The following is a 26,343-nucleotide window of genomic DNA, read 5'->3' on the forward strand; positions in this document are numbered from 1 at the left end:
TAACCCGGATTGATTCAAGTCATGGGCAATGCTTTGATAGCATGCAAAGCTGGTAAAAAGTGGTACCAGTCCCACCCTCCTGAACTTTGTTGGGCGGCAACCTCATTGTGAAACTCCAAGGAGACTCAATATGTGTGCAGCACAGGCAAAAGAATCCGCGACCAAAACCGAAGAGCCGACTTTTACGCCCTTTAGCTCCGAAGCGATTATGGAGATGAACTCGGCGAACATTCAGACCTTCACGAAGATGAGTGATGTCATGATGAAGGGCGTGGCAACCCTCAATGAAGAGATGAGCCGTTTCGCAAGCATGCGCTTTAGCGAGGACATGGAAGCGCAAAAGTCCTTCATGGCCTGCAAGTCACCGATCGAGGCGTTCAGTGTCTGCTCGAGCTTCATGCAGTCGACCATGCGCGAATACTTCGAAGAGGTCAGGACTCTGACCGGCATTGCCGCGGAAATTTCGCAGCAGAGCCTCACGCCCGTTGAGGAGCAAACCGAAGAGATACTGAAAGCAGCAAATGGGGCAACCAAGAAGAACTGAGTTTGCGCTTGCCCTCGTTCGTCATTGATCACGTTTGTTGCGCGGCCGGTTTTTTTCCGGTCGCGTTTTTTTCCGGTCGCGTTTTTTTGTCTGCGAACTCTTGTCAGGCCACCGCCTTTCTTCCCGTCTTTCAACAACGCCGGCGTGACAAGGCCAGCAAGCAAATGTAGCGTTACCGCGCATCCGATGATTACGGGTCATCCATGTCGCGGTGAGGGGAAGAAATAAAAATGAAGGTTTTGATCACTGGAGGCGCGGGCTTCCTGGGTAACAAGCTGGCCATCGCTCTGAGCGAAAAAGGAAGTTGTGCGGACGCGAGCGGGCGGCAGGCCGCGATTGACGAAATTCTTCTGTTGGATCATGTCGAGCTGCGAATCCTGCCTGCGGGCTGCAGAGCTGTCGTCGGCGACGTTGCCGACCCGGCGGTGATTGAGCGGGTGATCGATGCCGACACGGCGGTGGTATTCCATCTTGCGGCTGTTGTAAGTGGAGAGGCCGAAGAGAACTTCGATCTGGGTATGCGCGTCAATCTGGATGCCACCCGCTTGCTGCTGGAGCGTTGCCGCAGTCTTGGGACTTGCCCCAAAGTTCTTTTCGCCAGTTCGGTTGCGGCCTTCGGGCCCGAGGGTGGGCGGATCTTGAGCAGCACGCCGAACCGGCCTCTGACGTCATACGGAACCCAGAAGGCTATTGCCGAGCTGATGCTGAACGACTACGCCCGGAAGGGCTTCATTCAGGGGATCGCCTTTCGCCTGCCGACGGTGGTGGTGAGACCTGGCCGCCCGAACCGCGCCGCGTCTTCTTTCGCCAGTTCTATTTTGCGTGAGCCGTTGCAGGGCCAGGCAATGGTTTGCCCCGTGCGCAAGGACGTGGGCGTGTGGCTGACATCGCCGCGCTCCATTGTCTCGGCTTTTATTCACGGCGCCGATCTGGATTTGGAGAAGCTTGGCACATGGCGGACTCTCAATTTACCCGGCCTTACGGTTGCTCTGGAGGAGATGGTGGCGGCACTGGTGCGCAAGGGCGGTGATGCCGGTTTGATTTCCTGGGAGCTGGATCCGGCCATCCAGAAAATCGTCGACACCTGGCCCGTCTCGATCGACACGCCGGAAGCAACGGCTCTTGGTTTTGTAACTGATAGCTCGATCGACGAGGTGATCGATATTTTCCTGGAGGAAGATATCGAGCGCGCGCCTGCCTGAGAAAGAGTCCGGGGTTTTAAAGATAATCCGAGAGTGCGATTGCACTCGCTCACCGCCCGAAGTATCAGGAGATGGAACTTTCAGATCCCTTTCCGTCCGCCGCTACTTTTATGGAGCAACTGAACAGATGACACAGGCGAAGAATCGTCAAATCCTCCTGGCCGCGCGACCCAGCGGCGCACCCACGGCCGAGAATTTCGATCTGGTGGAGCGGGAGGTGCCGACGGCGGGGCCCGGCCAGATGTTGCTGAGAACCCTCTTCCTGTCGCTCGATCCTTACATGCGCGGGCGCATGAACGATGGACCCTCCTATGCGGAGCCGGTGGCGGTTGGTGGCGTCATGACGGCGGGAACCGTTTGCGAGGTCGTCGAGTCCAAGCTCGAAGGTTACACGGCGGGAGATATCGTGCTGGCCGGCAGCGGCTGGCAGGACTACGCCCTGTCGGATGGCGAGGCGGTCCGGAAGCTCGATCCGGATGCGGGGCCGCTGTCTTACGCGCTTGGAGTGCTCGGCATGCCCGGTTTTACGGCCTATATCGGCTTGCTTCACATCGGTCAGCCAAAAGCCGGCGAGACCGTCGTTGTCTCTGCAGCCTCGGGTGCCGTTGGATCTGTCGTCGGTCAGATCGCGAAACTCAAAGGTTGCCGCGTGGTCGGCGTCGCGGGCACACCGGAGAAATGCGATTATGTGACCCAGGAACTGGGTTTCGATGTCTGTGTGAACTACAAGGACGCCGATTTCGCCGATCAACTGGCCGCTGCCTGTCCGGACGGGATTGATATCTACTATGAGAATGTCGGTGGAGCAGTATTTCAGGCGGTTGTGCCCCTCTTGAACACCTGGGCCAGAATTCCGGTCTGCGGCATGATTGCACACTATAACGCAACGGCGCTGCCGGAGGGACCGGACAGGACGCCGCTGCTGATGCGTAACATCCTGACCAAGCGGCTGCTGGTCCGCGGCTTCATCATCTTTGACCACTATGCCGATTTCCCTGCTTTTTTCAGCGAGATGACCGCATGGCTCAAAGACGGATCGGTGCGCTACCGCGAAGACATGGTTGAGGGGCTTGAGACTGCGCCGGAGGCCTTCATGGGGCTCCTTGAAGGCAGGAATTTTGGCAAGCTTGTGGTGAAGGTTGCCGGGCCATCGTCCTGACTTTGCAGTCACTGCTGCCTGGAAGGGGGCAGATTGACGGGCACGTTCAATCGTTTTCGGCGATTCCGTCTGAACCTCTGATCAGGGCCCGGCCTGGTGCCCCGCGACTGTCATGCCACGACCGCCGCGCTGAGCTGCCTTGACGTGAGGCCGCGCGCGACTGTCGAACAGCCCGGGGTGTTAGATCACTGTTCAGATCATTGGGCGAGTTTCAGCCTGCTTTGCATTCTTTGCGTGCAAAACAGGCTGACTCTTATGCTTCGTCGGCCAGAGTCCGGCAGAGTTGGCTCACCGCGTTCTGGTGGCGCTCGTTCGTGATCCGCGTGAAGTTGCGGGCCAAATCGAGGCACACGCGCTGCCTGGCTGGAATCGCGGATTCACTTTCTTCCATCCCGTCGTAGAAATAGCTGACATCCACGCCAAGGACTTCAGCGATCTCATACAGGCGTCCGGCGGAGACACGGTTTGTTCCTCGCTCATACTTATGGGCCTGCTGATAGGTAACCCCGATAAGATTGGCAAGGTGTTGCTGGGTTAACCCCAGCATCGTACGCCGTGTCCGAATCCTCTGTCCGACGTGCACTTCTATTTTTCTCGTCTGGGGGGAAAATTTGCTCACTCGATTTCACCTTTGCGGGTAGTGCGGTTGAGTGTTTCGATTAATATGTTACTTATGATTGTGACACAATGGCATTGTATGAACGCAAAAACAACAGGAATTTCCAAAAAGTCGAAGCGTCAAAGCCACGGTTTTAACATCTGGTTTCCATTGTACAAAAGTCTCAAAGACAAAAAAAATAATTTTAATCAATAGCTTAGTTTGATTCGGCGTATTGTAAGGACTGATACAAATTTTTTTTCCGGGCTTGCTTCTCTGACCACATTCCTTGCCATCTTCTCTTTTCGATTGTTGACAGTCTGCGATCGGTGTTTCCTTTTGGTTGTGTCTTCGGGGCTTCTTGACGTTTTTCCGCCTCCGGCACTCATGAAACTAGGGCGATTCTGCGTGAAGTCGAGTTTCAACTGCCTATTTAACCATGGCCGGGGAGGCTTACGCCCCGGCTTACAGCTTGTCGATTGCCGCTGTTCGTCGCGATATACACTTATGGCATGAAAAATAACATATAACACACTTTTAAGGGTGCGTTTCTGCTCAAGAAACCATAGACGGCATAAAAATCCGACCGCTGTTCGCTCGCTCCGAAGCTTGCAGGCTGTCGCAAGCGGTGCGCATGAGTTGACGCTGAACCTAAGCGGGCTCGTCTGACCGGCTGCGTTTAGGCCACTGCATCTGGATGGTTCCGTTTCCGCGGTGTTTTCAGGACCCGAGCTTCTGCGCACGTTATCAAGTAAAGCAGCTGAAGCCGATTGCCGCTGTTGGCGATGGGCTGGGCGGCGAACATGCGGCGAGTATAGCGTTACAGCCGATGTCTCCCGATGACCTCGGCGGAGTGCAATTGTTGCCGAAAGACCCGAAAACCGGATGAGCAGGCGTGTTGAGAGGGTGGTTAAACGGCGACTCTCACGACTTGAGAGCTTTCACCGAAGTAGAGAGGCTCCGCGCCGGCGCGTCGATAGGCTTCGCTGGATTGACTGTAGCGATCAAGAAGCATCTGTTTTTGCGCCGTGGGAGACACAGCCACAACCTCGCCATCGTTCTGACCCATCAGGTGGGTGACAAAGCCCACATGCGCTGAGGTGTCGAGCGAGGGTTGATCGACAACCCTTGGATCCCCGTAGGCAGCTTGCATCTGGCTGTCCCGGTGGAAGCCTGCGCGCTTTTGCGGGGTATCGAGATCAGGCCTGTTTGGCGTCCGATCATCCTGATTCAGGCGATTTTCGCGCTGGCCCGTGGCTTGCTGCCGACTGTGCTCCCGTAAAAAGCCAAGCGCTGCGTCGTTGTCGAGAACAACCGGTGCAACAGCCTCGACCTCCCGTGCGCCACCATTTGACATCGCACGGCCCATCGGGCGTGCAACTGTCACCTTTGCGGTGCTGGGGTTGAGTCTGCTGAGTTCGTTCATTCTTTCCACTAAGTTCAGCGCGGTTACGAGAGCAATTCCCTGGTTCGATATTTAGGGCTATTCCCTCACTAATCTATATCTAATTTTATATAAATTGAATAAAAAAATCGTGAGTTCCGACGTTAACTATAAAAATTAACAATAAAGATCCATGTAAGTTCCCATAATGTGATGAATTACGAGCATTTAACGCGATTAAATTTTAACTTACGACAACCGCAGGTCAATAATTATTTACCTTTCATTAAGAAAAATGCCGTATTTTTTGGTGAATGTCGTATTGCTGCGCGCCATAACGACGAAATCACGCCTTTCCAAGTAGGAAAACAGGCGCTTTAAGCTAGGAGAGCATGGCCGTGACACGGTCGGAATCTACAAGGCATCTTTTAGATGAGATCGGGCGGCTGCGCTCGGCCATCGATGCATCCGGAGATATCCTCTACGACTGGGATCTCGCGGCGGATTCGATCCGTTGGACGGGGCGTTCCGACGTTATGCTCGGTCTGCCCGCAGACTCATTGCCGGTTTCCGGTGACGGCTGGAACGCTCTGCTCAGTCCGGAAGATCTGCCACAGCGCTCACGTGCGCTCAACGAGCACTTTGCAGGACGTAATGAATACGATGTCGAGTATCGGGTGCGCACCGATGGCGGCAAACTCCGCTGGGTTCATGACCGGGGCAGTGTTGAACTTTCGGCCGCGGGTGTGCCCGAACGGATGCGTGGAACCCTTAGGTGTATCGACCGCAGGAAACAGACCGAGGCGCGTCTCGAATATCTCGTCAACTATGACGAACTGACAGGTCATTTTAACAAGCTGCGCCTGCGGGAGGCGCTTCAGCAGTCCATGGCGCGCGCGGAGCGCTCCGGTAAGACCGGCGCTTTCGTCGTGATCGGCATCGATAAACTCGGCATGATCAATACCGCTTACGGCTGCGAGTCCGGGGATGCGATCCTGGTCGACGTTGCGCGCTGTCTCGATGACTGCCTGCGTATGAGTGACACCGTGGGCAGGCTGGGGGGCGACCGTTTCGGCATCGTGCTGGAAGGCCGTGACGAGGGTGACGCCGATGTCGTCGCCGACCGCGTTTTGAGCTCCATCCGAAGCCTCTTTGTCGATATCGACGCAGGTCGTCTTCATGTTTCCGCCTCCGCCGGCATTGCAAACTACCCCTCGGCGGGTCAGAACAGCCTCGATATCATCACGCACGCAGAAAGTGCTTTGCTCGATGCGAAAGCAAAGGGGCGCGACTGCGTGCACGCCTATGAAATGACCGAGGAGCAGCGGAACGAATATCGCGCTTCGGTCGGGATCGGCGCCGAGGTACGTCAGGCCATCAAGGAAGATCGTCTGACGCTCGCATATCAGCCGCTTGTTGATGCGAAAACCGGCGAAACCAACTGTTACGAGTGTTTGCTGCGCATGTACGCGCCCGACGGCAGCCTGGTTCCGGCGGGACGCTTTATTCCGGTCGTTGAAAAGCTTGGTTTGATGCGCGCTGTGGACCGCCGTGTTCTCGACCTTGTGCTGGAGGACCTTGAGCGCACGCCTGACGTGGTGCTTGCGTTCAATATATCGGGCCTGACCGTGGCTGACCGTTCTTGGCTGCGCAGCCTGCAATCCCGCCTGCGGGACAAGCGCCAGATCGCCGAACGCCTGATCCTGGAAATTACCGAGACGGCCTCGCTCTACGACAACAATGAATCCGCGAAGTTTGTCGAGGCGGTGCGGGCACTCGGCTGCCGGGTCGCGATTGATGACTTCGGTGCGGGCTATACCACCTTCCATCACCTCAAGATCCTGCCGGTGGATATCGTCAAGATCGACGGCGAGTTTGTGCGGGACATTCAATCCTCCCCGGACAATCAGCTTTTCGTGCGCAACCTCTTGTCCCTGGCCAAGACGCTGAACCTTGAAACCGTCGCGGAGTGCGTCGAGACCCGGGAGGATTCGGATTTCCTAAAGTCTGAGGGCGTCGACCTTCTGCAGGGTTATTTTTTCGGCAAACCGGACATTCTGCCCGCGTGGCGCACCGTCGATCGCATAGCGGTGGCGGGGAATGCCAAGGGTTCCGGGGAGCCTGTCAACACCGATGAGGCGGCAAATCAAGAGCCAGGGCATCAGGACTCGGCGGCAGCGTTTTTGCTTCCTCTGCCCGCGATCGGCCAGTCACGTTAGCACAAACCCTGGAGTCGGGGTGGGCCCTGTTTGAATTCTGACGAGAGAATTGCGGCACCGGCGAGCTCTGTCGTCAAGGGCGGGTTCTTCAAGGCCTGTGCGCTCGTCACGCCTTCGAAGCCATGCCTTCCAGTTTTGGTAAGCGTTAGAGAAAAGCGCGTTCGGGACGGCTGGTAATGGGCGCGGTTTCGATCAGCCAGGTTCGGAAGGTCTCCAATGCCGGATTTGCCGGCGTTGGCGAGGGTTCAACGAAGTAGACGCCACGGCCCGTATAGAGCGGGTTGGGCAGAGCCAGTCTCAAACGCCCTGCATGTAAATCCTCGGCAATGAGCGATAGATCACCCAGGGCGATGCCGTGGCCGGCTTCCGCCGCGCGCACGGCCATGTCGAGCGTTTCAAATGCCGGACCCTCGGTGCCCTGTACGGCTTTCATACCCATCTTCTTCAACCACCAGGGCCAGTCGCGCCGATCTGTCGTGGTGTGGAGCAGAACGCTCTTTCCAAGGTCGATCCGGTGATCGTGCTCCGGATCACCCCGCTCGGGGTCACTACGCCGAGGATCACCAGGCCGGGGATCAGCCGCAACGACCGGCGCCAGACACTCCTGCGAGAGGCAGGTCGACTGGGTACCGGGCCAGACGCCATCGCCATAGAGGATAGCGACATCGAAACTGTCCGTGTCGAGCTGATCGGGATGAAGCGTAATGGTGACTCTTACATCAATTGCCGGGTGGACCTGTGCGAAGTCGGGCAGGCGCGGCATCAACCACCGCACGGCATAGGTTGGCATCACTTGAAGCCGGAGGACGCTTTTGTCCGTGAGTAACACCTGAGCGGCTTGATCAAGGCTGCTCAGTGCCGCTGTGACCGAAGGCGCCAGCCGATGACCCGCATCGGTGAGGTTTAGTGAGTTCGTGCCACGCGAGAAAAGCTTCACACCAAAATAGTCTTCCAGATTTTTGACCTGACGGCTGATCGCGCCCTGAGTGACGAAGAGCTCGGCTGCGGCGCGGGTGAAGTTACCGTGACGGGATGCAGCCTCGAAAGCGCGAAGTGCGTTCAGTGGGGGCAGGTGCCGGTACATGTTCATCACGCTATGAGTTTTTATCAGTCTTAGCTTCAGCTTAAATCGCTGGAAGTCCGGTAAAACAATGATTTTACTCAAAGCGTAACAGCTTTGGCTGAATTTTTCTAAGGCAATCGCAGAACTGAAAATCTCTCGAAAGGGCGTTGATGTGACCGGGGATTCATTCGACCGCGAGACTTCGCGCAACCACAAAGTCTTTATGGAGGGGCTTTACTGGTGGGGGATTCCAACGTTGTTTCGCTGCCCCTACTCGGAAACGGCGGAGGATTGCGATATCGCGTTGGTCGGCGTGCCTCACAGCACCGGAAACGGTACGACGGAGCGTGATCAACACCTGGGACCCCGCGCCGTGCGCGATGTCTCGGCCTTGGGACGGCGTGTGCACATGAAGTTCCAACTCGATCCCTGGAAAAGCTGCCGGATCAATGATCTGGGAGATGTGCCCCTGCCGGAAGGCAACAACAATGAGCGTTCGATTGAGCACATTGCCGAGTTTTACCGGGCGATAGACACCGCGGGCGCACGCCCGGTCTCCATCGGAGGCGATCACTCGATTACCGGCGGTATTCTGCAGGCATTGAGTGGTCCGGGTTCCAGGCTTACCAGGGGTGAGAAGGTCTCGATCCTGCATTTCGATGCCCACACGGATACCTTTCAGCACATGGATCATTTCCTGGGAGCCAAGAAGTCGGCCGCCCATTGGGCCGCTTATCTCGTGCGCGACGGTCATGTCGATGCGTCGCGCAGCGTGCAGGTGGGTATACGCGGCAATCCGCGGACTTTGAACTGGCTCAAGCCGAGCGACGAACTCGGCTATGAAGTCTTAACCATGGACCGCTACGAAGCGCTCGGGTCCGACGCCTGTGTCGATCTGATTCGAGACCGTATCGGGGACCGTCCGGTCTATATCACCTTTGATCTGGATTGCCTCGACCCAACCGTGGCACCGGGAGTGGCAAATATCGAAGCGGGGTCGACCGGCTTTACGGTCGCGCAGGCAACGCGGCTGATGCATGCCGTTCGCGGCCTGAACGTAATCGGCGGGGACGTGGTCTGTCTGATGCCGACACGCGACAACCCGAACCGCATTACGTCGATGGTGGCCAACGCGGTCATGTTCGAGATGGTCTGTTTGATTGCCGACAATCAGGTGCGTGCGCGGGGAGTGGCGGTAAAAGAGACGACGTCTTGAGCCGGTTTCCTCGGCCTTCACACGCAGATGCGGTTGCGAAGAGTTCGGGTGAGATAGAGGCTGAACGGCAATCCGCTGAAGCTGCTCTTATTGAATGGAGAGGGGGTTAAAACCCCTTGGCGGACTTATCACGCGGTTCTCATAAACACGACCCGGTCCGAGAGGGACCAGGTCGTAGCCATTCGAGGCGAAGGCGGGTCAGCTCCCCTTCTTTTCCGACTTGCTGATCACCTCCAGCTGTTTCTGCAGCTCCTCGACCTTTGTCTTCAGGTCGTCGAGAGATTCTGATGAAGCCGCGTCCGAGTCCGTTTTTGTGTCCGGGGCGCCGCTTTCTTTCGCGTCATCCGATGATGCATCCGGCGCGGGCGGGGTCCAGAGCTTCATGGCGTTTTCAAACATGGCCATGTTCTGTTTGCCCATCTCCTCCAGATTGCCGAAGGGGAAAATACCGCCGAAGGTCTCCTGCATGGATTGGCGCAGCTTCTCCTGGTTTGTGGCGAAGCCTTCCATCATGTGCTCGAGATACCGTGGTACCATCCACTGCATGTTGTCGCCGTAGAAGCCGATGAGCTGACGCAGAAAGTTGATCGGCAGCAGGTTCTGTCCCTTGGCTTCTTCCTCAACAATAATCTGGGTCAGGACAGCGCGCGTGATGTCGTCGCCGGTTTTCGCGTCATAAACGACGAAATCAACGTCTTCCTGAACCATCTGGCAGAGGTGATCGAGTGTGACGTAGCTGCTGGTCGCTGTGTTGTATAAACGGCGATTAGCATACTTCTTGATTGTAATCGGCCCATCTTCGCCGTTCTTTTTCTTGGACGACACTTTTTCGCCTTTCGTTTCGGCTCCAGCGATAAATCCCGCCGAAGCTCTGAAACATCTGAGTTTTCCCGACAACTATGGTTGGATATTGCTGCGGCGCGATAAGGTCTGTCAACGTCTAGAAATTTAACCATATCCTGCAAATGACACTCGTTGCTGTTCAGCGCAGGGTTTTCCTGCTGCTGTTGAGACTTGACTGTCCTCCGGACACAAGCACCGCGGATATGGCATTCTCGCGGTCGGCGGCTTATATTGCCGCGGCATGACAGAAGAAAATGACACTGACGAATTGGCGAAACGCTTTCTCGATCTCTGGCAGGATCAGGCGCAGGCCGTCGCCGCCAACTTGTCCGCACAGGGCGACTGGGCAAAGGTCATGAGAGACTTCGGCTTTCCTGCCGCTGACCGGGAAGCCGCGGAAAGCCCTGCGGAGAACCTTGCGGCGCAATGGGCGGCGTGGCCTGCCATGATGGCGGCAGCGGCCTCCGTGGCAAAAACCGCAGGAAGCATGTCCGAAGAGTCGGCCAAGGCTGCAGATGGGAACCAGGATCAAGATGACGGCTGCAACGCGCAGGCATCCAGGAAAAACACCCCGGGAGAGCCTGCCCCGTTTGGGACCAAGGCCGCTTCCGCTTCATCTGGCGATGGCCTGCACAACCTGGACCAGCTCCTCCGCCGGCTTGACGCTATTGAAGAACGGCTGGCCGCTCTCGAATCCAAACAACCCCGCAAGCGGTAATCCGGAAAACGGACAAGCGCTTGGAATTGAAACCCTTTTAAGTCAGATTGAGGGACTCGAGGGTGACGATTTCAACAAGGCGCTGACACAGGAGGTCAGTGCTCGGCTGCGCGCTTTACTGGACGGTATCCAATCCTACAGATCACACCCTTACCGTCGTGATCTGGAGGACCCGCCTTCTGCCTGGCAGGAGGGCTCCGCCCGCTTGTTGGATTTTGGTTTGGCGAAACACCGGTCGAAGCGGCCGGGTGCCAAAAGCAAGCCTGCAGTTTTGGTCGTGCCTTCACTGATCAATCGTTCCTATGTGCTTGATCTGAGCGAGAAACGCAGTCTCTGCCGCTGGCTTGCCGGCCAGGGCTTTCGGCCTTTCCTCATGGATTGGGGAGCGCCAAATGGAACGGAGCAGCGGTTTGGTCTCTCAGATTATACCTGCGGGTATCTGGAACGCGCACTGGATCATGTTCTCTCTGTGACCGCGGGCCGGCCTCCCGTGTTGTTGGGTTACTGCATGGGCGGGCTCCTGACGCTGGCTCTGGCGCAGCGCCGTGCTGAGGACGTCTCCGGTCTTGCCCTGCTGGCGACGCCCTGGGATTTTCATGCCGGTGAAAATGCCCTGCCTGACGGCCAGTTGGCTGCCGTTTCCAGCAGCTGTCTGCCCCTGGCATCGCGGCTCGGATATCTCCCTGTCGATACACTGCAGAGTCTTTTCGCGCTTTTGGACCCGATGGCGGTCACCCGGAAATTTGTCGGCTTTTCGAAGCTCGACCCTGACAGCCAGAGCGCCAGGGAGTTTGTCGCGGTTGAGGACTGGATCAACGACGGGGTGCCGCTCGCAGCGCCTGTGGCTGGCGAATGCCTGGAGGGCTGGTACCGGCGCAATCTGACCGCGCGGGGCGAATGGGAAATCGATGGCGAGAAGGTCCGGCCGGAGCATCTGGATTTACCCTGTCTCGCGATTGTCCCCGCCCAGGACCGGATCGTTCCGCCCGGCTCCGCACTTGCGCTTTGCAAAGCACTCAGGTCCGTCGAGCTTTTGCGTCCGAGATCCGGGCACGTGGGTATGGTCGTCGGACAACAGGCACGCGAGGATACCTGGCAACCTCTGGCCGCCTGGCTGAGCGCACTGGCCACTTGAGCGCGCTTTAGCACCTGAGCGGGTTGGCCACTTGCACGCGCTGCCGGCTTGCACGCCGGGTGTGGACGTTCTTTCGGAATTTATTGCTTTTCTAACGCACGCACCACTTGCACCGGCGGTGTGGGCGTCGTTATATCTTAACAAACGTTTTGCAGTGCAGCTAAACCGTTCAGCGGCGGTCTGGCTGGCGATGGATTGGGTGTCCGGTCGATATGGCCCGTTGCGGGTAAGCGCCGGTCAGGCACCATTATGGGAGGATCTCAGATATGACTGACGTGGTGATTGCGAGCGCGGCACGGACGCCTGTGGGCTCATTCAATGGCGGACTTTCAAGCGTTCCCGCCTCTTATCTCGGAACGGTGGCGATCAAGGAAGCGATCAGCCGGGCATCGATCGCGCCCGAAGACGTCGACGAAGCAATCCTGGGACAAATTCTGACCGGCGGCGCAGGTCAGAATCCCGCGCGGCAGGCGGCCGTCAATGCGGGTATCCCAGTGGAGAAGACCGCTTATCAGGTCAACCAGCTTTGCGGATCAGGTCTGCGGACCGTGGCTCTCGGCTATCAGGCCATCAAATGCGGCGATGCCGGCATCGTGGTTGCGGGCGGTCAGGAGAGCATGAGCCAGGCACCGCACGTGGCACATCTGCGCAACGGCCAGAAAATGGGCGACCTCAAGTTTGTCGACAGCATGATCCGCGATGGCCTCTGGTGCGCTTTCAACGGTTACCACATGGGCAACACCGCCGAGAACGTCGCAAAGAAATGGCAGCTGACCCGTGACGAGCAGGACGCCTTTGCTGCTGCATCGCAGCAGAAGGCGGAAGCCGCGCAGACCTCCGGCCGATTTGAGGATGAAATCGTGCCGGTCACGATTTCGACCCGCAAGGGCGATATCGTTATCGACAAGGACGAATACCCGAAGCACGGCACCACGACCGACACCCTGGCAAAGCTGCGCCCGGCCTTCGACAAAGAAGGAACCGTGACGGCGGGGAACGCATCGGGCATCAACGACGGAGCTGCCGCAGTGGTGCTTATGTCGGCTGACGAGGCCGCAAAGCGCGGGATCAAGCCCCTGGCCCGCATCGTCTCCTGGGCAACCGAGGGTGTCGATCCTGCGATTATGGGCACAGGACCCATTCCTTCGAGCCGTAAAGCGCTCGAGAAGGCCGGCTGGTCGGTTGACGATCTGGACCTGGTCGAAGCGAACGAGGCCTTCGCGGCACAGGCTCTGGCGGTGAACAAGGACCTGGGTTGGGACACGGATAAGGTCAACGTCAACGGCGGTGCCATCGCAATCGGCCATCCGGTCGGTGCTTCGGGTGCACGGGTTTTCGTCACGCTTCTGCATGAGATGCAAAAGCGCGATGCCAAGAAAGGTCTGGCTACTCTCTGCATCGGCGGCGGCATGGGCATCGCCATGTGCGTCGAGCGCGACTAAAGCAATTTGCATTTAATCGGACTCAAAATTCGCTGCCTCTCGGTCAGCAAATTGCTGATCTTGAACGCAAGTTTTGAGATGCGATGATTTATGAAAAATGCAATCAGCTATGAGCGGCGTCTTCCGGAGCCGGGCCGAAGGTCCGGCTCGTGCGGGTGCAAAATGAAGTGCCCTCATGATGAAGTTTGAGAGCGGGCTGCCTGGTTGAGGCGGCCCGCTTTTCGTTTGCTCGGCGCCACTGCAAAAGCTGCTTTGCACCCCTGCGAGAGGCTGGGGAAAAGCGCGGTTTTTTTTCTTTCGATTCGAGCTTCTCCGGTTGGATGAATTCGAAATACATGCTTTCATACATTTAAGGTGGAATTTCCGCTTTGCGGAATTGTGCGGCGCAAAAATCGAGGCAGTAATTAGGGAGCGAAAAATATGGCGCGTGTGGCGTTGGTGACGGGCGGAACCCGAGGGATCGGGGCAGCCATTTCGATCGGACTGAAAAAGGCGGGCTACTCGGTCGCCGCGACTTATGGCGGAAATGACGAAGCCGCAGCAAAGTTCAAAGAAGAACACGGCATCCCCGTTTTCAAGTGGGACGTCTCAGACTTTGAGGCCTGCCGGGCAGGCGTCGCTGCCGTCGAGGCCGAGGTCGGTCCCGTGGATGTCCTTGTCAACAATGCCGGTATCACGCGTGATACGACCCTGCACAAGATGACGGTCGAGAAGTGGAGCGCCGTGATCAGCACCAACCTGGACTCGCTCTTCAACATGACGCGAAATGTGATCGAAGGTATGCGCGAGCGCGGCTTTGGCCGGATCATCAGCATCTCCTCGATCAATGGTCAGAAAGGTCAGTTCGGGCAGGCAAACTACTCCGCTGCTAAAGCGGGTGTTGTCGGCTTCTCGAAAGCCGTCGCGCAGGAAAACGCCGCCAAGGGCATTACGGTCAACGTGGTAGCGCCCGGCTATATCGGAACCGAGATGGTCCGCGCCGTGCCGGAAGAAGTCCTGAACACCAAAATCATTCCGCAGATTCCGGTTGGACGTCTGGGTGAACCGGAAGAGATCGCCGACTGTGTGGCCTTCCTGGCGGCCGATAATGCCGGCTTTATCACCGGCGCGACCATTACGGCGAATGGCGGACAGTACATGGCCTGATCGGGGGCCGTCGGGCTGACCCTTTTTTTGTCGGCAGAGTTTGAAAAAGCGGTGTTGCTTTGAAGCAGCGCCGCTTTTCGTTGTTCAGTAAGTGCATAAGACCTTGTTGTATGCGCGATGATCACGCCGACGAGTCTTAAGCCTCAAGCTTTGCTTGCAGGATTGTGCAGGGCTGGTCTAAGAGGGCTTTACCATGTCTCAGATCGCACCCCCAAAAGGACCAAGTTTCCAGGCCACCGCAATCGGTGGACTGGCCGTCTTGCTCTGGGCGCTGCTCGCGCTCTTCACGACCTGGGCAGGTGATATCCCGCCTTTCCAGCTCTTGGGCATGACCTTCAGCGTCGCCTTTTTCGTCAGCTGTATCTATTGGATTTGTCGTGGGCGCCGGGCGCTGGAAAACCTGAGGCAGGCGCCGAAGGTCTGGATCCTGGGTGTCGGCGGTCTGTTCGGATATCACCTCTTCTATTTTATTGCCCTGGGGAACGCGCCCGCGGTTGAAGCCAGTCTGATCGCTTACCTCTGGCCACTTCTGATCGTGGTTTTTTCATCGCTTCTGCCGGGCGAGAAGTTGAGGTGGTTCCATCTCGCCGGTGCGCTCATGGGCTTGGGCGGAGCTGCTCTCCTGGTGACGCGGGGCGGCAGCATCTCCTTTGATGCGACCTACAGCCTCGGTTACCTGGCGGCGGTGGTATGCGCGTTGATCTGGTCAGGTTATTCGGTCACCAACAGGGTCTTTGGCGCGGTTCCGACCGATGTGGTTGGCGGCTTCTGCGGGATTGTCGCCGTCCTGGGAACTTTCTGTCACCTCGTATTCGAGCAAACGGTGATCCCGGATGTGACGCAGCTGCTGGCGTGCCTGGCGCTTGGCCTCGGGCCGGTGGGGGCGGCTTTCTTCGTCTGGGATTACGGCACCAAGCACGGGAATATCCAGGTTCTGGGCGCCTTCTCCTACATGGCGCCCCTGCTGTCCACGCTGATCCTGATTGCATTCGGCCGGGCCGAGGCGACCTGGTTCGTCGGTCTTGCCTGTCTTCTGATCGTTTGCGGAGCCGTGGTGGCGTCCAGCGACATGATCAGGCGCCGCCGGACGTAACCCGCAAAGCTCCTTTAAGGCATCCGAGCGCTCAGCCGGGTCGCCAGTCCGGTGCGGCCAGTTCGAAGCCTTCGAATTGGAATGCCGGGGCCACCGTGCAGCCGACCAGGGTCCAGTCGCCAGAGGATTCCGCGCTTTGCCAGGCGTTGGCCGGAACTATGATCTGGGGTTTCTCGCCCGTGAGCAGATCACTGCCCAATCGCTCGGTCCTGGACGCGATGCCGTCTTCCGAGATTCCCAGATCGAGCGCGGCGCCGGCGTACCAGTGCCAGATCTCAACCGCATCGACCCGGTGCCAGTGTGAACGTTCCCCCGCCTTCAGGAGGTAGTAGATCGCAGTCTGATCTCCACGGGCACCATTCCGGGCGTTATGACGATAGGTCTCGACGAAGTGCCCGCCTTCCGGATGTGCCGTGAGTCCGAGATATTCAATGATATCTTGCGCGCTGGCGGTTGCGGTCATCTTTTCTGCTTTCGGCTTTTAGTCTTCAGCTTTTAGTTTTTCAGCTTTTAGTCTTCAGCTTTCCGGGGGACGCGTGTCCTGCATCGAAGGGCGGGCGCTCAGGGTTTCATACCAACTTGTCAGTCCCGGACGTCCCTCGCGCCAGTTGTCCACGGCGAACCTCAGATCCAGATAGCCGAGCGCGCAACCCACGGCGATGATGCCGAGCGTCGGTCTGTTGTCCGCAGGAACACTTGGCAGGCTTCCATCTGCAATCATGCTCTCGAAGTGGTCCAGAGTGCGGCTGATCTTGGCGCGCATCCGTTTATGATGGCCTTCCCAGCGCAGATTTTCCGGACGCATCCGCATTTCCACCATCCTGGCCAAGGCGGCATCAAGCAGCCCGTCGGCGAGCGCCTCGAGGTTCAGATCCGCGAAGCGGGCGCTGCCGGACTCCGGTGTGAACTTCTCGCCGTCGTGCAGACTGTCCAGGTACTGGCAGATCACCGGCGAATCGCAGAGTACCATGCCGTCGTCCAGGATAAGGGCGGGAACCTTCCCCAGCGGATTGATGCTGCTGAGGTCGGATCCAGGGCCCATAGGATTATCATCGTGGAGCTCAATTCGGTCGGATAGCCCGGCTTCCTGGGCGAGAACCCTGACTTTACGGGCATAGGGCGAGGTTGCGGAATGGCGCAGATGCATGGCGCTGAAAAAACTCCCGTCTTGGATGCTTCACGAAAGATGCGGTGGTGACTGCCGGGTAGCTTAAGACTGCGGACCGGTTATGCAATCCAAAAGGTTTCTGCCTCTATAATGCTCTGCAGTCCTGGGCCGGTCCTATGGCTTCTCGCAACAATTGTGGTATCTTCGCGCGCTATGTGGACAGATGTTGTTGATCTAAGAGAGTTTTACGAGTCCAGGATGGGGCACGTCGCCCGCCATATGCTGCGCCTTGGCATAAGGTCCATGTGGCCGGACCTGCGGGGGCAGTGCCTCTTGGGGCTGGGGTACTCGACGCCTTATCTGCGGGTCTTCAAGGAAGAATGCGAGCGGCTGGTCGCCTTTATGCCGGCCTCGCAAGGCGTGCATCATTGGCCACCCGAAGGACCCTGCATGGTCTCGCTGGTCGATGAGACGGAGCTGCCGTTACCGGACTACTCGGTTGACCGGGTGCTGCTGGTGCACGGTGTGGAGAGCACGGAGTATCTCCGTGACATGCTGCACGAAGTCTGGCGGGTTCTGACCGGCGAGGGGCGCCTTCTGGTGGTGGTCCCTAACCGGCGGGGTATCTGGGCACGCAGCGACCGGACCCCTTTGGGTTGGGGACATCCTTATTCGCAAGCTCAGCTCTCACGGTTGTTGCGGCAAAACCAGTTCATGCCCATGCGGACCGGGCGGTCGCTTTTTGTGCCGCCGACACGCTCCAACACCCTGTTGCGCTCGGCACCCGCCTGGGAGCGTATGGGTGGCCGTTTCTTCCCGACCTTCTCGGGCGTCGTGATGATCGAGGCGGGCAAGCAGCTCTACGCGGCCAGCCCGTCGCGACAGCGCATCAAGGTTCGCCGGCCAAGGGTCGTGCAGATGCCCCAGGTCGCGCGCCGGAACCGGGTTTAGACCTCTCGGGCCGGATCCGAGATCAGCTTTTGCGGCGCAGGAGAAAAATCGCCTGCTGGCCGATCAGGTTGGCCCACCAGAGCGAGCGTGCTGTGGTCATGCGCCCGCGCTCATCGAGGATAAGCGAGCGCTCGACCTCGACATTCAGGTCTTCGCAGAGCAGCAGGAAGTCCCTGATCGTACAGAGATGAATGTTTGGCGTTTCATACCACTGGGCCGGCAGGACCCGGGTGACCGGCATGCGTCCCTGCAGGAGCAGGCGGCGCCGAACCTTCCAATATCCGAAGTTCGGAAATGAAACGATGGTCTTGCGCCCGATCCGGGCCAGTTGCTCCAGCACGAGATGGGGCGCATGGACCGCCTGCAGGGTTTGACTGAGCACGGCGTAGTCGAAAGCATCGTCGGGATAGTTGCCCAGGTCGGTGTCCGCGTTACCCTGAATGACCGAAAGCCCGCGGGCGACACAGGCATTCACACCGGCTTGCGAGAGTTCGATCCCGCGCCCGGTAACCTGCTTCTCTCTGAAAAGATACTCCAGGAGCGCCCCGTCTTCGCAGCCGATGTCCAGGACCCGCGAGCCCTTCTCGATCATGTCCGAGATCAGCTTGAGGTCCGCGCGCAATTCGCTGCGCTCAGGGAGGTTTTCAGGGGGGGGCGCGCTCATCGCTGGCAGGCCTTGGTCGGGACTCATTGCGCGGAGATCCCCAGGCGTTCTGCGCAGCCGTTTAGGAAGCCGCGCAGCGTGTTGCGGAAGTCGGGCTCGTCCAGCAGGAAGGCGTCGTGTCCTGCGTCGCTCTCGATTTCCACGAAGCTGACATCCGCCGCCACCGCATTGAGGGCATGGACGATGTCCCGGTTTTCACTGGTGGGAAAAAGCCAGTCACTGGTGAAGGAGATGATGCAAAACCGGACCGGCGTATTCTTGAACGCGTTGGCCAGGACGCCGTCGTGCTCGCTGGCCAGATCGAAGTAATCCATGGCCCGTGTGATGTAGAGATAGGAGTTCGCGTCGAAGCGCTCGACAAAGGAGTAGCCCTGATGCCGCAAATAGCTCTCGACCTGGAAGTCGGCGTCGAAGCCGTAGGTCAGCTCCTTGCGGTCCTGCAGGCGGCGTCCGAATTTCCGGTGCAGGGCCGGCTCGGAGAGGTACGTGATGTGGGCGGTCATGCGCGCAACTGAGAGCCCGGCGCGCGGAATCTTGCCGGCTTCCTGATACTTGCCGCCATGCCATTCGGGGTCGGCCATGATCGCCTGGCGGCCAACCTCATGAAAGGCGATGTTTTGAGCCGTGTGCCGGGCCGCCGTGGCCAGCGGCACCGCCGCGTAAATCCTTTCGGGATAAGACGACGCCCATTCCAGCACCTGCATGCCGCCCATGGAGCCGCCGATGACGCAGAAAAGCTTGTCGATGCCCAGGTGGTCGATCAACTGGCGTTGTGCCCGCACCATATCGCGAATGGTAATGACCGGGAAATCGAGTCCCCAAGGCTGACCGGTCTCCGGATTGATCGATTTGGGCCCGGTTGTTCCCAGGCACCCGCCGATGACGTTGCTGCAGATCAGAAAAAAGCGATTCGTGTCGAGCACCAGTCCCGGACCGACAAGCTGCCGCCACCAGCCCGGTTTACCGGTGACCGGGTGGTCGCCGGTCATAAACTGATCGCCGGTCAGGGCGTGACATACCAGAATAGCGTTGCTGCGGTCGGCATTCAGCCGGCCGTAGGTCTGGTAGGCAACCGTAAAGGCGTTGAGCTCGACCCCGCAATCAAGCTTCAGGGGCTCGTCGTGACCCAGATCGACCCGGTGGCCGGGAAGCGCCTGCGCCGGAGCTTCAAGTGCCGGTGATGTTTCGCCCTTTATCATCTTGTCCAGTCTTGCCGCCAAGTCTTGTCTTTTCAACCCCATAGCAGGGACTGCATAGCTATTGGTGGGATGGCTCCCCTGTCAACGCTTTCTTGCACGATGTTTTCTTTGCTTTTGTGCGGCCCTGAGACTATTTCTTTTGGCTCGCCAGTCCCTTCGCCGATAGGTCTTATGTCAGATAACGCAGATACTCTGGGCAAACTTCGTGCTCAAATCGATGAAATCGATACGGAAATTCACGATCTGCTGATCCGTCGCACGGAGATTGCGGAGCAGGTCGGCAAAGCCAAAGGCAAGGGAGCCGTATACCTGCGCCCGGGCCGTGAGGCCCAGGTTTTGCGCCGTCTTGTTGAGCGCCACACGGGTGTTTTGCCCAAGGCGGCCGTGGTTCGGGTGTGGCGCGAAATTTTTTCCAGTGCGACAACCTTGCAGGGTGATCTCAGCATTGCAGTCTACGCGCCCGAGCACGACCCTGATCTCTACACGCTGGCCCGGGATCACTTTGGGGCTCTGACACCCATTTCGACCTACGGCACCGTTTCCGGCGTCATGCGGGCCGTGTCCGACCGCCGCGCGACGGCAGGGGTCTTGCCGGTGCCTCAGTCCGAGGACAGTGAGAGCTGGTGGCGCTATCTGGCGCGCGATTTCGAGGATGCGCCGCGGATTACCGCAAAGCTGCCCTTCACCAAGACCGACGCCTCCAGCCGGAACCGTATCGAAGCCCTGACCATCAGTTTCGTTCCGCAGGAGGACACCGGCGACGATCGCAGCTATGTCATTGTGGAGACCGCTGAAGAAATGTCGCGCAGCGGCATTCGCGCGCTCTTTTCGGATGTCGGGATGGAAACCGCGGATGTACAGACACCGGACCGCGAGCCCGGTTCGCCGATGCATCTGGTCGAGGTCCTGGGATACGTGGGTCCGGATGACGCGCGCCTGGTCCGGCTTAAAGAAGAAAATGAAAACAAGATTGCCTGGGTTTGGGCGGCTGGCGGTTACGCGGTGCCCATGGATTTGGGCCTCGACGGCGCTTCGGCCGCGGCGCAGACCAGCAATGACCCAAGCCTGGTGTTGAGGGCCCCTGCAGCCGGCGCGGACGAGCCCGGCCGTTCTGAGTGACTGTAAGCCGATGACGTCTCCCTTGAAGCCTCGTCCTGGAATTCTGGACATTTCGCCTTACGTCGGCGGCGATGCCTCCGTTGAAGGCGCCAACCGTGTCGTTCGCCTTGCTTCCAACGAGAACCCGCTCGGCCCCAGTCCGAAGGCGATCGAAGCCTATGAGCAGCTGAAGGGTGAACTGCACCGCTATCCGGATGGCGGATCCAACGACCTTAGAGATGCCATTGCCGACAGCGAGGGCCTTGACCGGAACCGGATCGTCTGCGGCGCGGGATCGGATGAACTGATTTCCCTGCTCGTGCGGGCTTATGCGGGGCCGGGGGATGAAGTGCTCTACAGCGAACACGGATTTTTGATGTATCCGATCTCGGCCAAGACGGTCGGTGCGACACCCGTGGCGTCGCCGGAGCATAATCTGACGACGGATGTTGACGAACTGCTCGCGCAGACCACGCCCCGAACGAAGCTGGTCTTCGTCGCAAATCCGAACAATCCGACCGGAACCTATATCTCGGCTGAAGAACTACGCCGTTTACGCCGTGGACTTCCGGAGTCGGTGTTGCTGGTGATTGACGCCGCTTACGCGGAGTATGTCGCTGCCGATGATTACAGCTCGGGAATGGAACTGGTCCCCGAGTGCGAAAATGTCGTCATGACGCGTACCTTCTCCAAGATCCACGGGCTGGCGTCGTTGCGTCTGGGCTGGGCCTATTGTCCGCCCGCGGTTGCGGATATTCTCAACCGTTTGCGCGGGCCTTTTAATGTCAGTCTCCCCGCCCAGGCGGCGGGCGTGGAGGCCATTCGGGACCAGGCTCACGTCAAACGTTCCGTCGAGCACAACGCCAAGTGGCTGGCTTGGTTCAACGAAGAGGTGGCGAAACTCGGTGCCGAGCCCGGAAACTGTGTGGGCAACTTTGCCCTGGTGCGCTTTCCGGATACGCAAGATAAATCCGCAGCTGCGGCGCTCGAGTACCTGAAATCCCGCGGTATTCTGGTGCGGGCCATGGGTGGTTACGGACTGCCGGATTATCTGCGGGTCACGATTGGAACCGAGGATGAGACCAGAAGCGTCGTCGAGGCCCTCGGAAAATTTCTGAATTAATTTGATCTTCAAAGCGCGTGCTTAGTCTTCTCCTGCCGCCGCCCGGTTTTCGGGGGCCAAGATGAAATTTGCGAGACGTGCGCAAGATAGACAGGCTTTGAAATGGTTGCTCAAGCAGATAGTGAATTCCTCTTTGAGAAGGTGGCGCTGATCGGCGTCGGCTTGATCGGCTCTTCCCTTGCCCGGGCTTTCCGGAGCCGGCGCATCGTCAGGCAGATCTCGGTCTCCGCCCGGTCCCAGGCGACGCTCGACCGGGTTTTGGAACTCGGCCTGGCCGAGAGCGCGCACAGCGACCCGGTGAAAGCCGTTGAGGGTGCGGATCTTGTGATTCTCTGCGCGCCGGTCGGAACCTATGACAGCATCGCATCGGTCATCGGCCCGCATTTGAAACCGGGCGTGATCGTAACCGACGTGGGCTCGGTCAAGCAGGCGGTGATCCGGGATGTGGATCAGTATCTCCCCGATGGCGTCCACTTTGTACCCGGGCATCCCATTGCGGGCACGGAGAAGTCCGGACCGGATGCCGGTTTCGCTGAACTCTTCGATGGCCGCTGGTGCATTCTCACGCCGCCGCCGGGTGCGGACCATCGTGCCGTCGAGGCGGTCACTGAACTCTGGCGGCGCTGCGGCAGCATGGTCGAGATCATGGAAGCCGGGCATCACGACAAGGTTCTGGCGATTACGTCGCACCTGCCTCACCTGATTGCCTACACCATTGTGGGGACCGCGACGGATCTGGAAGAGAGCGAGCGGGCGGAGGTCGTCAAATTCTCCGCCGGTGGTTTTCGCGACTTCACGCGGATCGCAGGCTCCGATCCGGTGATGTGGCGCGATGTGTTCCTGAACAACCGCGAAGCGGTGCTGGAGATGCTGCAACGCTTCAGTGAGGATATCACTGTGCTGCAGCGGGCGATCCGCTGGGGCGAGGGGGATACCCTGGAAAACCTCTTCTTCAGAACCCGCGAAATCCGCCAGGGCGTCGTCGAGGCCCATCAGGCGGGAAGCTTCGACCCGCGGGAACCTAAAGCCGACCAATGAAGTCAGTCGTCAGGCATAGCCTTGCGCTTTAAAGAACCGGTTTGAGCGAAGCAATCGGCACCGGCCCGGCGCTTAAAAGTCCGTCCTTCATGGATATAGGCAAGGCGATGTTCCTTGCGTCACCGCCGCCGAGCGACAGGAGCGCAAAGCTGAGCATGCCTGCCTGAGCGGGTTTGATCTGCCCGCGCTCGACCAGTCTGTTGATGACTTCGCTCAGGCCGGAAATGCGGGTGCCGAACTGACCTTCGGGGCGCAGGAAGGCATCCAGTTTTGCGCCGCCCTTGGCATGCAGATTGAGCGGGCCCCAGGCGACATCCGCACTGTGCACAATGGCTTCGCCGCCCGCATCACGCCAGATCGGCAGGGCTTGCCGGGCCTTTTGAGCAGGCAGAGGCCCGCGCAATGTGGCTTTGAGCGATAGGGATTCGACGAAGTTGCCAAGTGGGGTATCCCCGTCTTCAGGCAAAAGAATACTGTGCGCCGAACCGTCGAAGTCGAGCTCCTGAAGCTGCTCTCCATCCGCAGGACGCAGGGGACCCAGAACCGCATCGAGGGTCCCGATTTGCAGAAGCTGCGCATCTTGATAGAGCAACTGCATATCGGCCACCGAGGTCACGGCATGATTGAGGGTTCCATCCCAGTCGAGATGGGCCTGCAGCGATGCCTGCTGCGCGAGCCCTCTAAACTCGCCACCGTAATGAAAACCGCCAAATCGGTGCGTGCCTGAGATATCTGCGTTGATCGTGAAGGGATCCCAGAGCGCCGCGTTGCCGGTCACGGCCGGGCCCTGCCAGTAGCGGCCGTCAGGTGCCGACACCTCTGGAGACGAAAGCGAGAGATCGAGCGCGAAAGGATAGCCCGTCAGATCCACCTCGCCAAAGTTGACAACAAAGCCCCGTGCAATCTGCTGCTGCCGCCAGTTCTCCAGACCGGCCATGACTTGTCCTGCAGCCCAATGCCAGTAGGCGGTCACGAGGAGACCCAGGAGCAGCAGGCCGCCCGCAGTCATCAAGATGCGGCGGTTCCTGGAACGCGGGGCTGGAGACGGAGTATCGACGGTCATAGGGCTCGTTCATCTCAATGGGTTTTTGTAACTTCGGTGCAGCGGCCCCACTTGTCCAGCCTTTCGGCAGGGAATATGTCTCGATATGATGCATTGCGGTGCAAAGGCTGAGAGGGTTTTCCTGGGTGCGGATCGGATGAAGGATTGGAGCCAAACGCTTACGCCCCCGGAGGGCCAGGATTTTTGGGTATTTGGCTATGGCTCCTTGATCTGGAATCCCGGATTTCCCCATGTCGAGGTCAGATCCGGGTTTCTTGAGGGCTATCACCGGCACTTTTGCGTCTATTCCCATCGCTACCGCGGTACGCCGGACTGTCCGGGGCTGGTGTTGGGTCTCGACCAGGGCGGCAGTTGCGAGGGCCTGGTGTTCCGCGTGCCCGCTGCGGAAGGCGTTGAGGTTATGCAGTATCTCGACGAACGTGAAATGGTGACCGGTGTCTATCTGCCCGGCTGGCATGACGTCACGACCGAGACCGGCGTTGTCACGGCGATTACCTTCGTGGCCGATCCCGAGCATGAGCAGTATAGCGGACGTCTGCCGCGCGAAGAGTTGATCCAACTGGTGGTTCAGGGACGTGGGCAGCGCGGAACCTGCCGGGATTATCTGCAAAACACGGTACATCACCTTGAAGCGCTCGGGCTGCATGACCCCTATCTCGCGGAATTACTCCGCGAGGTCGATGCGCGTCAGGTGTCTGATCAGTAATGACCCAAGCTGCGCGCTATTCGAATATCTTTCGAATGTCGTTAAAATCGATCAGGAGAAGGGCCAGCACCGCGACGATCAGGGCCCCCAGCGGATAGGTGTACCAGGGATTGACCAGCGGGTTGTTGGCGCCGCAAGACCGGCAGATATCCTGATCAACATCCAGCGGGTCGCCACAGGATTTACAGATTCGTTGAGCCATGATCTTTCGCGTTCCCTGCTAATATGCGGCCTTATTCTTGCGTCGATTGCGTTTTTCTTCGACGCTTGCCGGCGAATCGTGGTGCACCGGAACCGGCAGTCTGGCGCAGGCCGTTTCGATCCGCTCCTCCAGGAGCGGCAAAAATTCTTTGCGGGGCAGGCCGGGCGGAATAACCGGCAGAATTTCCATCGTGATTTTACCCGGCCGTTTGGCAAAGGCACGGCGGCGCCAGAAGTAGCCTGAATTCAATGCGACGGGAACCACCGGGACTTTGAGTTGGCTATAGAGCGCGGCGACACCGGGCTGGTAGGGAATTTTTTTTGTCGGTTCGACCCGGGTGCCTTCCGGAAAGATAATGATTGGCCGTTTTTCCGCGACAGCCTTCCGAGACAGCGCAACCAGCTGTTTGAGTGCCGAAGCGCCACCGGAGCGGTTGATCCCAATTGCACCGGAGCGTGCGGTGAACCAGCCGAACAGAGGGATCCAATTCAGCTCCCGCTTCATGACGATGCAGGGATGATCGACCAGAATGCTGAACACCATGGTTTCCCAGGCGGATTGGTGTTTGGACGCGATGATAAAGGGCGGTTCGGGCAGATTTTCCAGCCCGATGATCTCGTGGTCTAGCTTGCAGATCGACTTGAGCATCGCGAAGGTCATACGGGTCCAGACCTTTCCCACCCAGGAACTCGCGCGTGGAGGCAGTATAAGAATCGGCAGGCAGATGGTCAGGTAGATGGTGCTCCAGCCAAAGAACAATGCGTTAAAGAGCGTGGAACGGAGGACGATCATTTTCATGCCGGGATAATGTAACTTCGCAGCAACGCCACAAGGTATTTATTATACTCGGTGACAATCAATCCCGCGCTTCCCGGCCAGCGCCACCAGTCATGTTGCTTGAAGTTAACGGGAAACACGGGATTGGGAATGATCTGGATCGTTGGCATAACCCGGTTGAATTCGACCAGGCTGCGCGGCATGTGGTAGGCCGCCGTGACCAACCGAAGCGACTGATAACCCTGTTGCGTCATCCACTCTTCGGTTTCCGCGGCGTTTCCGACGGTATCGACAGCACGGCCCAGAGTCATACAGCAGGTCACACCACTCGGGCTGCGCTGAAAAATCTTGAGGAGCTCCTCGACCTCGACACCCTGGTGTACGCCCGACACGAAGAGTTTCTTGGCCAGCTGTTGTTCGATCAGATCAAAACCCTGTTCCAGGCGGCCGCTGCCGCCGGTCAGAACAACGATTGCATCCGTTTTGCGCAGAGGGTCGGTCACGCTTTTCGGCAGCGTTGAGGCAAACCAGAGCAGGCCGCCCGTCCACATGAATCCAAAGGCAGCGATCAGGACGAGGCAATATAGAATCCACCGCCGCCCGCGACGATGTGCAAAACGTTTTGGTGCTCCTTTCATAACCCTCCTTCCTG

General features: G+C 58.6%; 27 protein-coding genes. 15 read left to right on the plus strand and 12 right to left on the minus strand.

All coding sequences use genetic code 11. From position 1 onward, the window contains the following. The first annotated feature begins 130 nt into the window (after positions 1–130). From FKG95_RS01890 to FKG95_RS01900, 3 genes are all read left to right on the plus strand, one after another. The gene (locus FKG95_RS01890; protein ID WP_142894610.1) at positions 131–544 is read left to right on the plus strand and encodes a phasin family protein; all 414 of its coding nucleotides are present in this window, start codon (positions 131–133) and stop codon (positions 542–544) included. A 230-nt stretch (positions 545–774) separates the two neighbouring features. Then, positions 775–1,746 (plus strand): D-erythronate dehydrogenase, encoded by a 972-nt coding sequence (gene denD, locus FKG95_RS01895; RefSeq protein ID WP_142894612.1) that lies wholly within the window; start codon positions 775–777, stop codon positions 1,744–1,746. 127 nt (positions 1,747–1,873) lie between these two features. Next, the gene (locus tag FKG95_RS01900; RefSeq protein WP_142894614.1) at positions 1,874–2,905 is read left to right on the plus strand and encodes an NADP-dependent oxidoreductase; all 1,032 of its coding nucleotides are present in this window, start codon (positions 1,874–1,876) and stop codon (positions 2,903–2,905) included. 253 nt (positions 2,906–3,158) lie between these two features. Here the strand turns inward: FKG95_RS01900 and FKG95_RS01905 are convergent, their stop codons facing one another. Both FKG95_RS01905 and FKG95_RS01910 read right to left on the minus strand, forming a co-directional pair. After that, entirely contained in the window at positions 3,159–3,524 is a 366-nt protein-coding gene (locus tag FKG95_RS01905) for a helix-turn-helix domain-containing protein (RefSeq protein WP_281281416.1), read from the minus strand. A gap of 889 nt (positions 3,525–4,413) precedes the next feature. Then, a complete protein-coding gene (locus tag FKG95_RS01910) occupies positions 4,414–4,929 on the minus strand; it encodes a hypothetical protein (protein ID WP_142894617.1) in 516 nt (171 codons plus the stop codon). Between the two features lie 356 nt (positions 4,930–5,285). Here FKG95_RS01910 and FKG95_RS01915 point away from each other — a divergent pair, with 356 nt between their 5' ends. Then, entirely contained in the window at positions 5,286–7,106 is a 1,821-nt protein-coding gene (locus FKG95_RS01915) for a putative bifunctional diguanylate cyclase/phosphodiesterase (RefSeq protein WP_179953885.1), read from the plus strand. Positions 7,107–7,251: 145 nt separating this feature from the next. Here FKG95_RS01915 and FKG95_RS01920 read toward each other — a convergent pair whose 3' ends face one another. Further along, positions 7,252–8,196, minus strand: a complete 945-nt coding sequence (locus FKG95_RS01920; RefSeq protein WP_246116681.1) for a LysR substrate-binding domain-containing protein — start codon at positions 8,194–8,196, stop codon at positions 7,252–7,254. A 145-nt stretch (positions 8,197–8,341) separates the two neighbouring features. Between FKG95_RS01920 and FKG95_RS01925 the strand changes: the two genes are divergently transcribed. Next, complete coding sequence (locus tag FKG95_RS01925) at positions 8,342–9,385, plus strand: arginase family protein (RefSeq protein ID WP_218940042.1); 1,044 nt, start codon at positions 8,342–8,344, stop codon at positions 9,383–9,385. A 198-nt stretch (positions 9,386–9,583) separates the two neighbouring features. Here the strand turns inward: FKG95_RS01925 and phaR are convergent, their stop codons facing one another. Continuing rightward, a complete protein-coding gene (phaR, locus tag FKG95_RS01930; RefSeq protein WP_142894620.1) occupies positions 9,584–10,210 on the minus strand; it encodes a polyhydroxyalkanoate synthesis repressor PhaR in 627 nt (208 codons plus the stop codon). 259 nt (positions 10,211–10,469) lie between these two features. Here phaR and FKG95_RS30085 point away from each other — a divergent pair, with 259 nt between their 5' ends. The 5 genes from FKG95_RS30085 to yddG all read left to right on the plus strand — a co-directional run bounded on the left by FKG95_RS30085 (position 10,470) and on the right by yddG (position 15,762). Continuing rightward, the gene (locus tag FKG95_RS30085) at positions 10,470–10,946 is read left to right on the plus strand and encodes a hypothetical protein (RefSeq protein WP_246116652.1); all 477 of its coding nucleotides are present in this window, start codon (positions 10,470–10,472) and stop codon (positions 10,944–10,946) included. Further along, positions 10,852–12,081: an alpha/beta fold hydrolase gene (locus FKG95_RS01935; protein ID WP_425456721.1), complete on the plus strand. Its 1,230-nt coding sequence runs from the start codon at positions 10,852–10,854 to the stop codon at positions 12,079–12,081. Before FKG95_RS30085 ends, FKG95_RS01935 begins: the two co-directional genes overlap by 95 nt. A 266-nt stretch (positions 12,082–12,347) precedes the next feature. Beyond that, positions 12,348–13,523 carry an acetyl-CoA C-acetyltransferase gene (locus FKG95_RS01940; RefSeq protein ID WP_142894622.1) on the plus strand — a complete coding sequence of 392 codons (1,176 nt, stop codon included), beginning with the start codon at positions 12,348–12,350 and terminating at the stop codon, positions 13,521–13,523. A gap of 420 nt (positions 13,524–13,943) precedes the next feature. Next, complete coding sequence (gene phbB / locus FKG95_RS01945) at positions 13,944–14,669, plus strand: acetoacetyl-CoA reductase (protein WP_142894623.1); 726 nt, start codon at positions 13,944–13,946, stop codon at positions 14,667–14,669. A 193-nt stretch (positions 14,670–14,862) separates the two neighbouring features. Beyond that, positions 14,863–15,762, plus strand: a complete 900-nt coding sequence (gene yddG / locus FKG95_RS01950; protein ID WP_142894624.1) for an aromatic amino acid exporter YddG — start codon at positions 14,863–14,865, stop codon at positions 15,760–15,762. 31 nt (positions 15,763–15,793) lie between these two features. Here the strand turns inward: yddG and FKG95_RS01955 are convergent, their stop codons facing one another. After that, positions 15,794–16,225, minus strand: coding sequence for a cupin domain-containing protein (locus FKG95_RS01955; RefSeq protein WP_142894625.1), 432 nt, complete (start codon positions 16,223–16,225; stop codon positions 15,794–15,796). 54 nt (positions 16,226–16,279) lie between these two features. Further along, positions 16,280–16,909, minus strand: a complete 630-nt coding sequence (locus tag FKG95_RS01960; protein WP_142894626.1) for a glutathione S-transferase N-terminal domain-containing protein — start codon at positions 16,907–16,909, stop codon at positions 16,280–16,282. 219 nt (positions 16,910–17,128) lie between these two features. On the opposite strand from FKG95_RS01960, the gene FKG95_RS01965 reads away from it, so the two are divergent. Continuing rightward, on the plus strand, positions 17,129–17,821 hold the full coding sequence (locus tag FKG95_RS01965; protein WP_246116654.1) for a methyltransferase domain-containing protein: 693 nt from the start codon (positions 17,129–17,131) through the stop codon (positions 17,819–17,821). Positions 17,822–17,843: 22 nt separating this feature from the next. Here FKG95_RS01965 and metW read toward each other — a convergent pair whose 3' ends face one another. Together metW and metX are read right to left on the minus strand one after the other, a co-directional pair. Next, on the minus strand, positions 17,844–18,485 hold the full coding sequence (gene metW, locus FKG95_RS01970) for a methionine biosynthesis protein MetW (RefSeq protein WP_218940066.1): 642 nt from the start codon (positions 18,483–18,485) through the stop codon (positions 17,844–17,846). 23 nt (positions 18,486–18,508) lie between these two features. Beyond that, the gene (gene metX, locus FKG95_RS01975) at positions 18,509–19,684 is read right to left on the minus strand and encodes a homoserine O-acetyltransferase MetX (RefSeq protein WP_142895168.1); all 1,176 of its coding nucleotides are present in this window, start codon (positions 19,682–19,684) and stop codon (positions 18,509–18,511) included. Positions 19,685–19,855: 171 nt separating this feature from the next. Between metX and pheA the strand changes: the two genes are divergently transcribed. The 3 genes from pheA to FKG95_RS01990 all read left to right on the plus strand — a co-directional run bounded on the left by pheA (position 19,856) and on the right by FKG95_RS01990 (position 22,943). Further along, positions 19,856–20,803, plus strand: a complete 948-nt coding sequence (gene pheA, locus FKG95_RS01980; protein ID WP_179953886.1) for a chorismate mutase — start codon at positions 19,856–19,858, stop codon at positions 20,801–20,803. Between the two features lie 10 nt (positions 20,804–20,813). Beyond that, on the plus strand, positions 20,814–21,905 hold the full coding sequence (gene hisC / locus FKG95_RS01985) for a histidinol-phosphate transaminase (RefSeq protein ID WP_142894630.1): 1,092 nt from the start codon (positions 20,814–20,816) through the stop codon (positions 21,903–21,905). Between the two features lie 102 nt (positions 21,906–22,007). After that, positions 22,008–22,943 carry a prephenate/arogenate dehydrogenase family protein gene (locus FKG95_RS01990; protein ID WP_142894631.1) on the plus strand — a complete coding sequence of 312 codons (936 nt, stop codon included), beginning with the start codon at positions 22,008–22,010 and terminating at the stop codon, positions 22,941–22,943. A 28-nt stretch (positions 22,944–22,971) separates the two neighbouring features. Here the strand turns inward: FKG95_RS01990 and FKG95_RS01995 are convergent, their stop codons facing one another. Further along, entirely contained in the window at positions 22,972–23,952 is a 981-nt protein-coding gene (locus tag FKG95_RS01995; RefSeq protein ID WP_179953887.1) for a DUF2125 domain-containing protein, read from the minus strand. Positions 23,953–24,142: 190 nt separating this feature from the next. On the opposite strand from FKG95_RS01995, the gene FKG95_RS02000 reads away from it, so the two are divergent. Next, positions 24,143–24,712 carry a gamma-glutamylcyclotransferase gene (locus FKG95_RS02000; protein WP_142894633.1) on the plus strand — a complete coding sequence of 190 codons (570 nt, stop codon included), beginning with the start codon at positions 24,143–24,145 and terminating at the stop codon, positions 24,710–24,712. A gap of 16 nt (positions 24,713–24,728) precedes the next feature. Here the strand turns inward: FKG95_RS02000 and FKG95_RS02005 are convergent, their stop codons facing one another. Genes FKG95_RS02005 through FKG95_RS02015 form a run of 3 tightly spaced genes read right to left on the minus strand, consistent with a single transcriptional unit; the run spans position 24,729 to position 26,329 of the window. Continuing rightward, positions 24,729–24,914, minus strand: coding sequence for a hypothetical protein (locus FKG95_RS02005; protein ID WP_142894634.1), 186 nt, complete (start codon positions 24,912–24,914; stop codon positions 24,729–24,731). 18 nt (positions 24,915–24,932) lie between these two features. Next, positions 24,933–25,712: a lysophospholipid acyltransferase family protein gene (locus FKG95_RS02010; protein WP_246116655.1), complete on the minus strand. Its 780-nt coding sequence runs from the start codon at positions 25,710–25,712 to the stop codon at positions 24,933–24,935. Then, complete coding sequence (locus FKG95_RS02015; RefSeq protein WP_142894635.1) at positions 25,709–26,329, minus strand: YdcF family protein; 621 nt, start codon at positions 26,327–26,329, stop codon at positions 25,709–25,711. Before FKG95_RS02015 ends, FKG95_RS02010 begins: the two co-directional genes overlap by 4 nt. Positions 26,330–26,343 lie beyond the last annotated feature (14 nt).

The sequence above is a fragment of the Denitrobaculum tricleocarpae genome, from assembly GCF_007004665.1.
Lineage (GTDB): Bacteria > Pseudomonadota > Alphaproteobacteria > Kiloniellales > Kiloniellaceae > Denitrobaculum > Denitrobaculum tricleocarpae.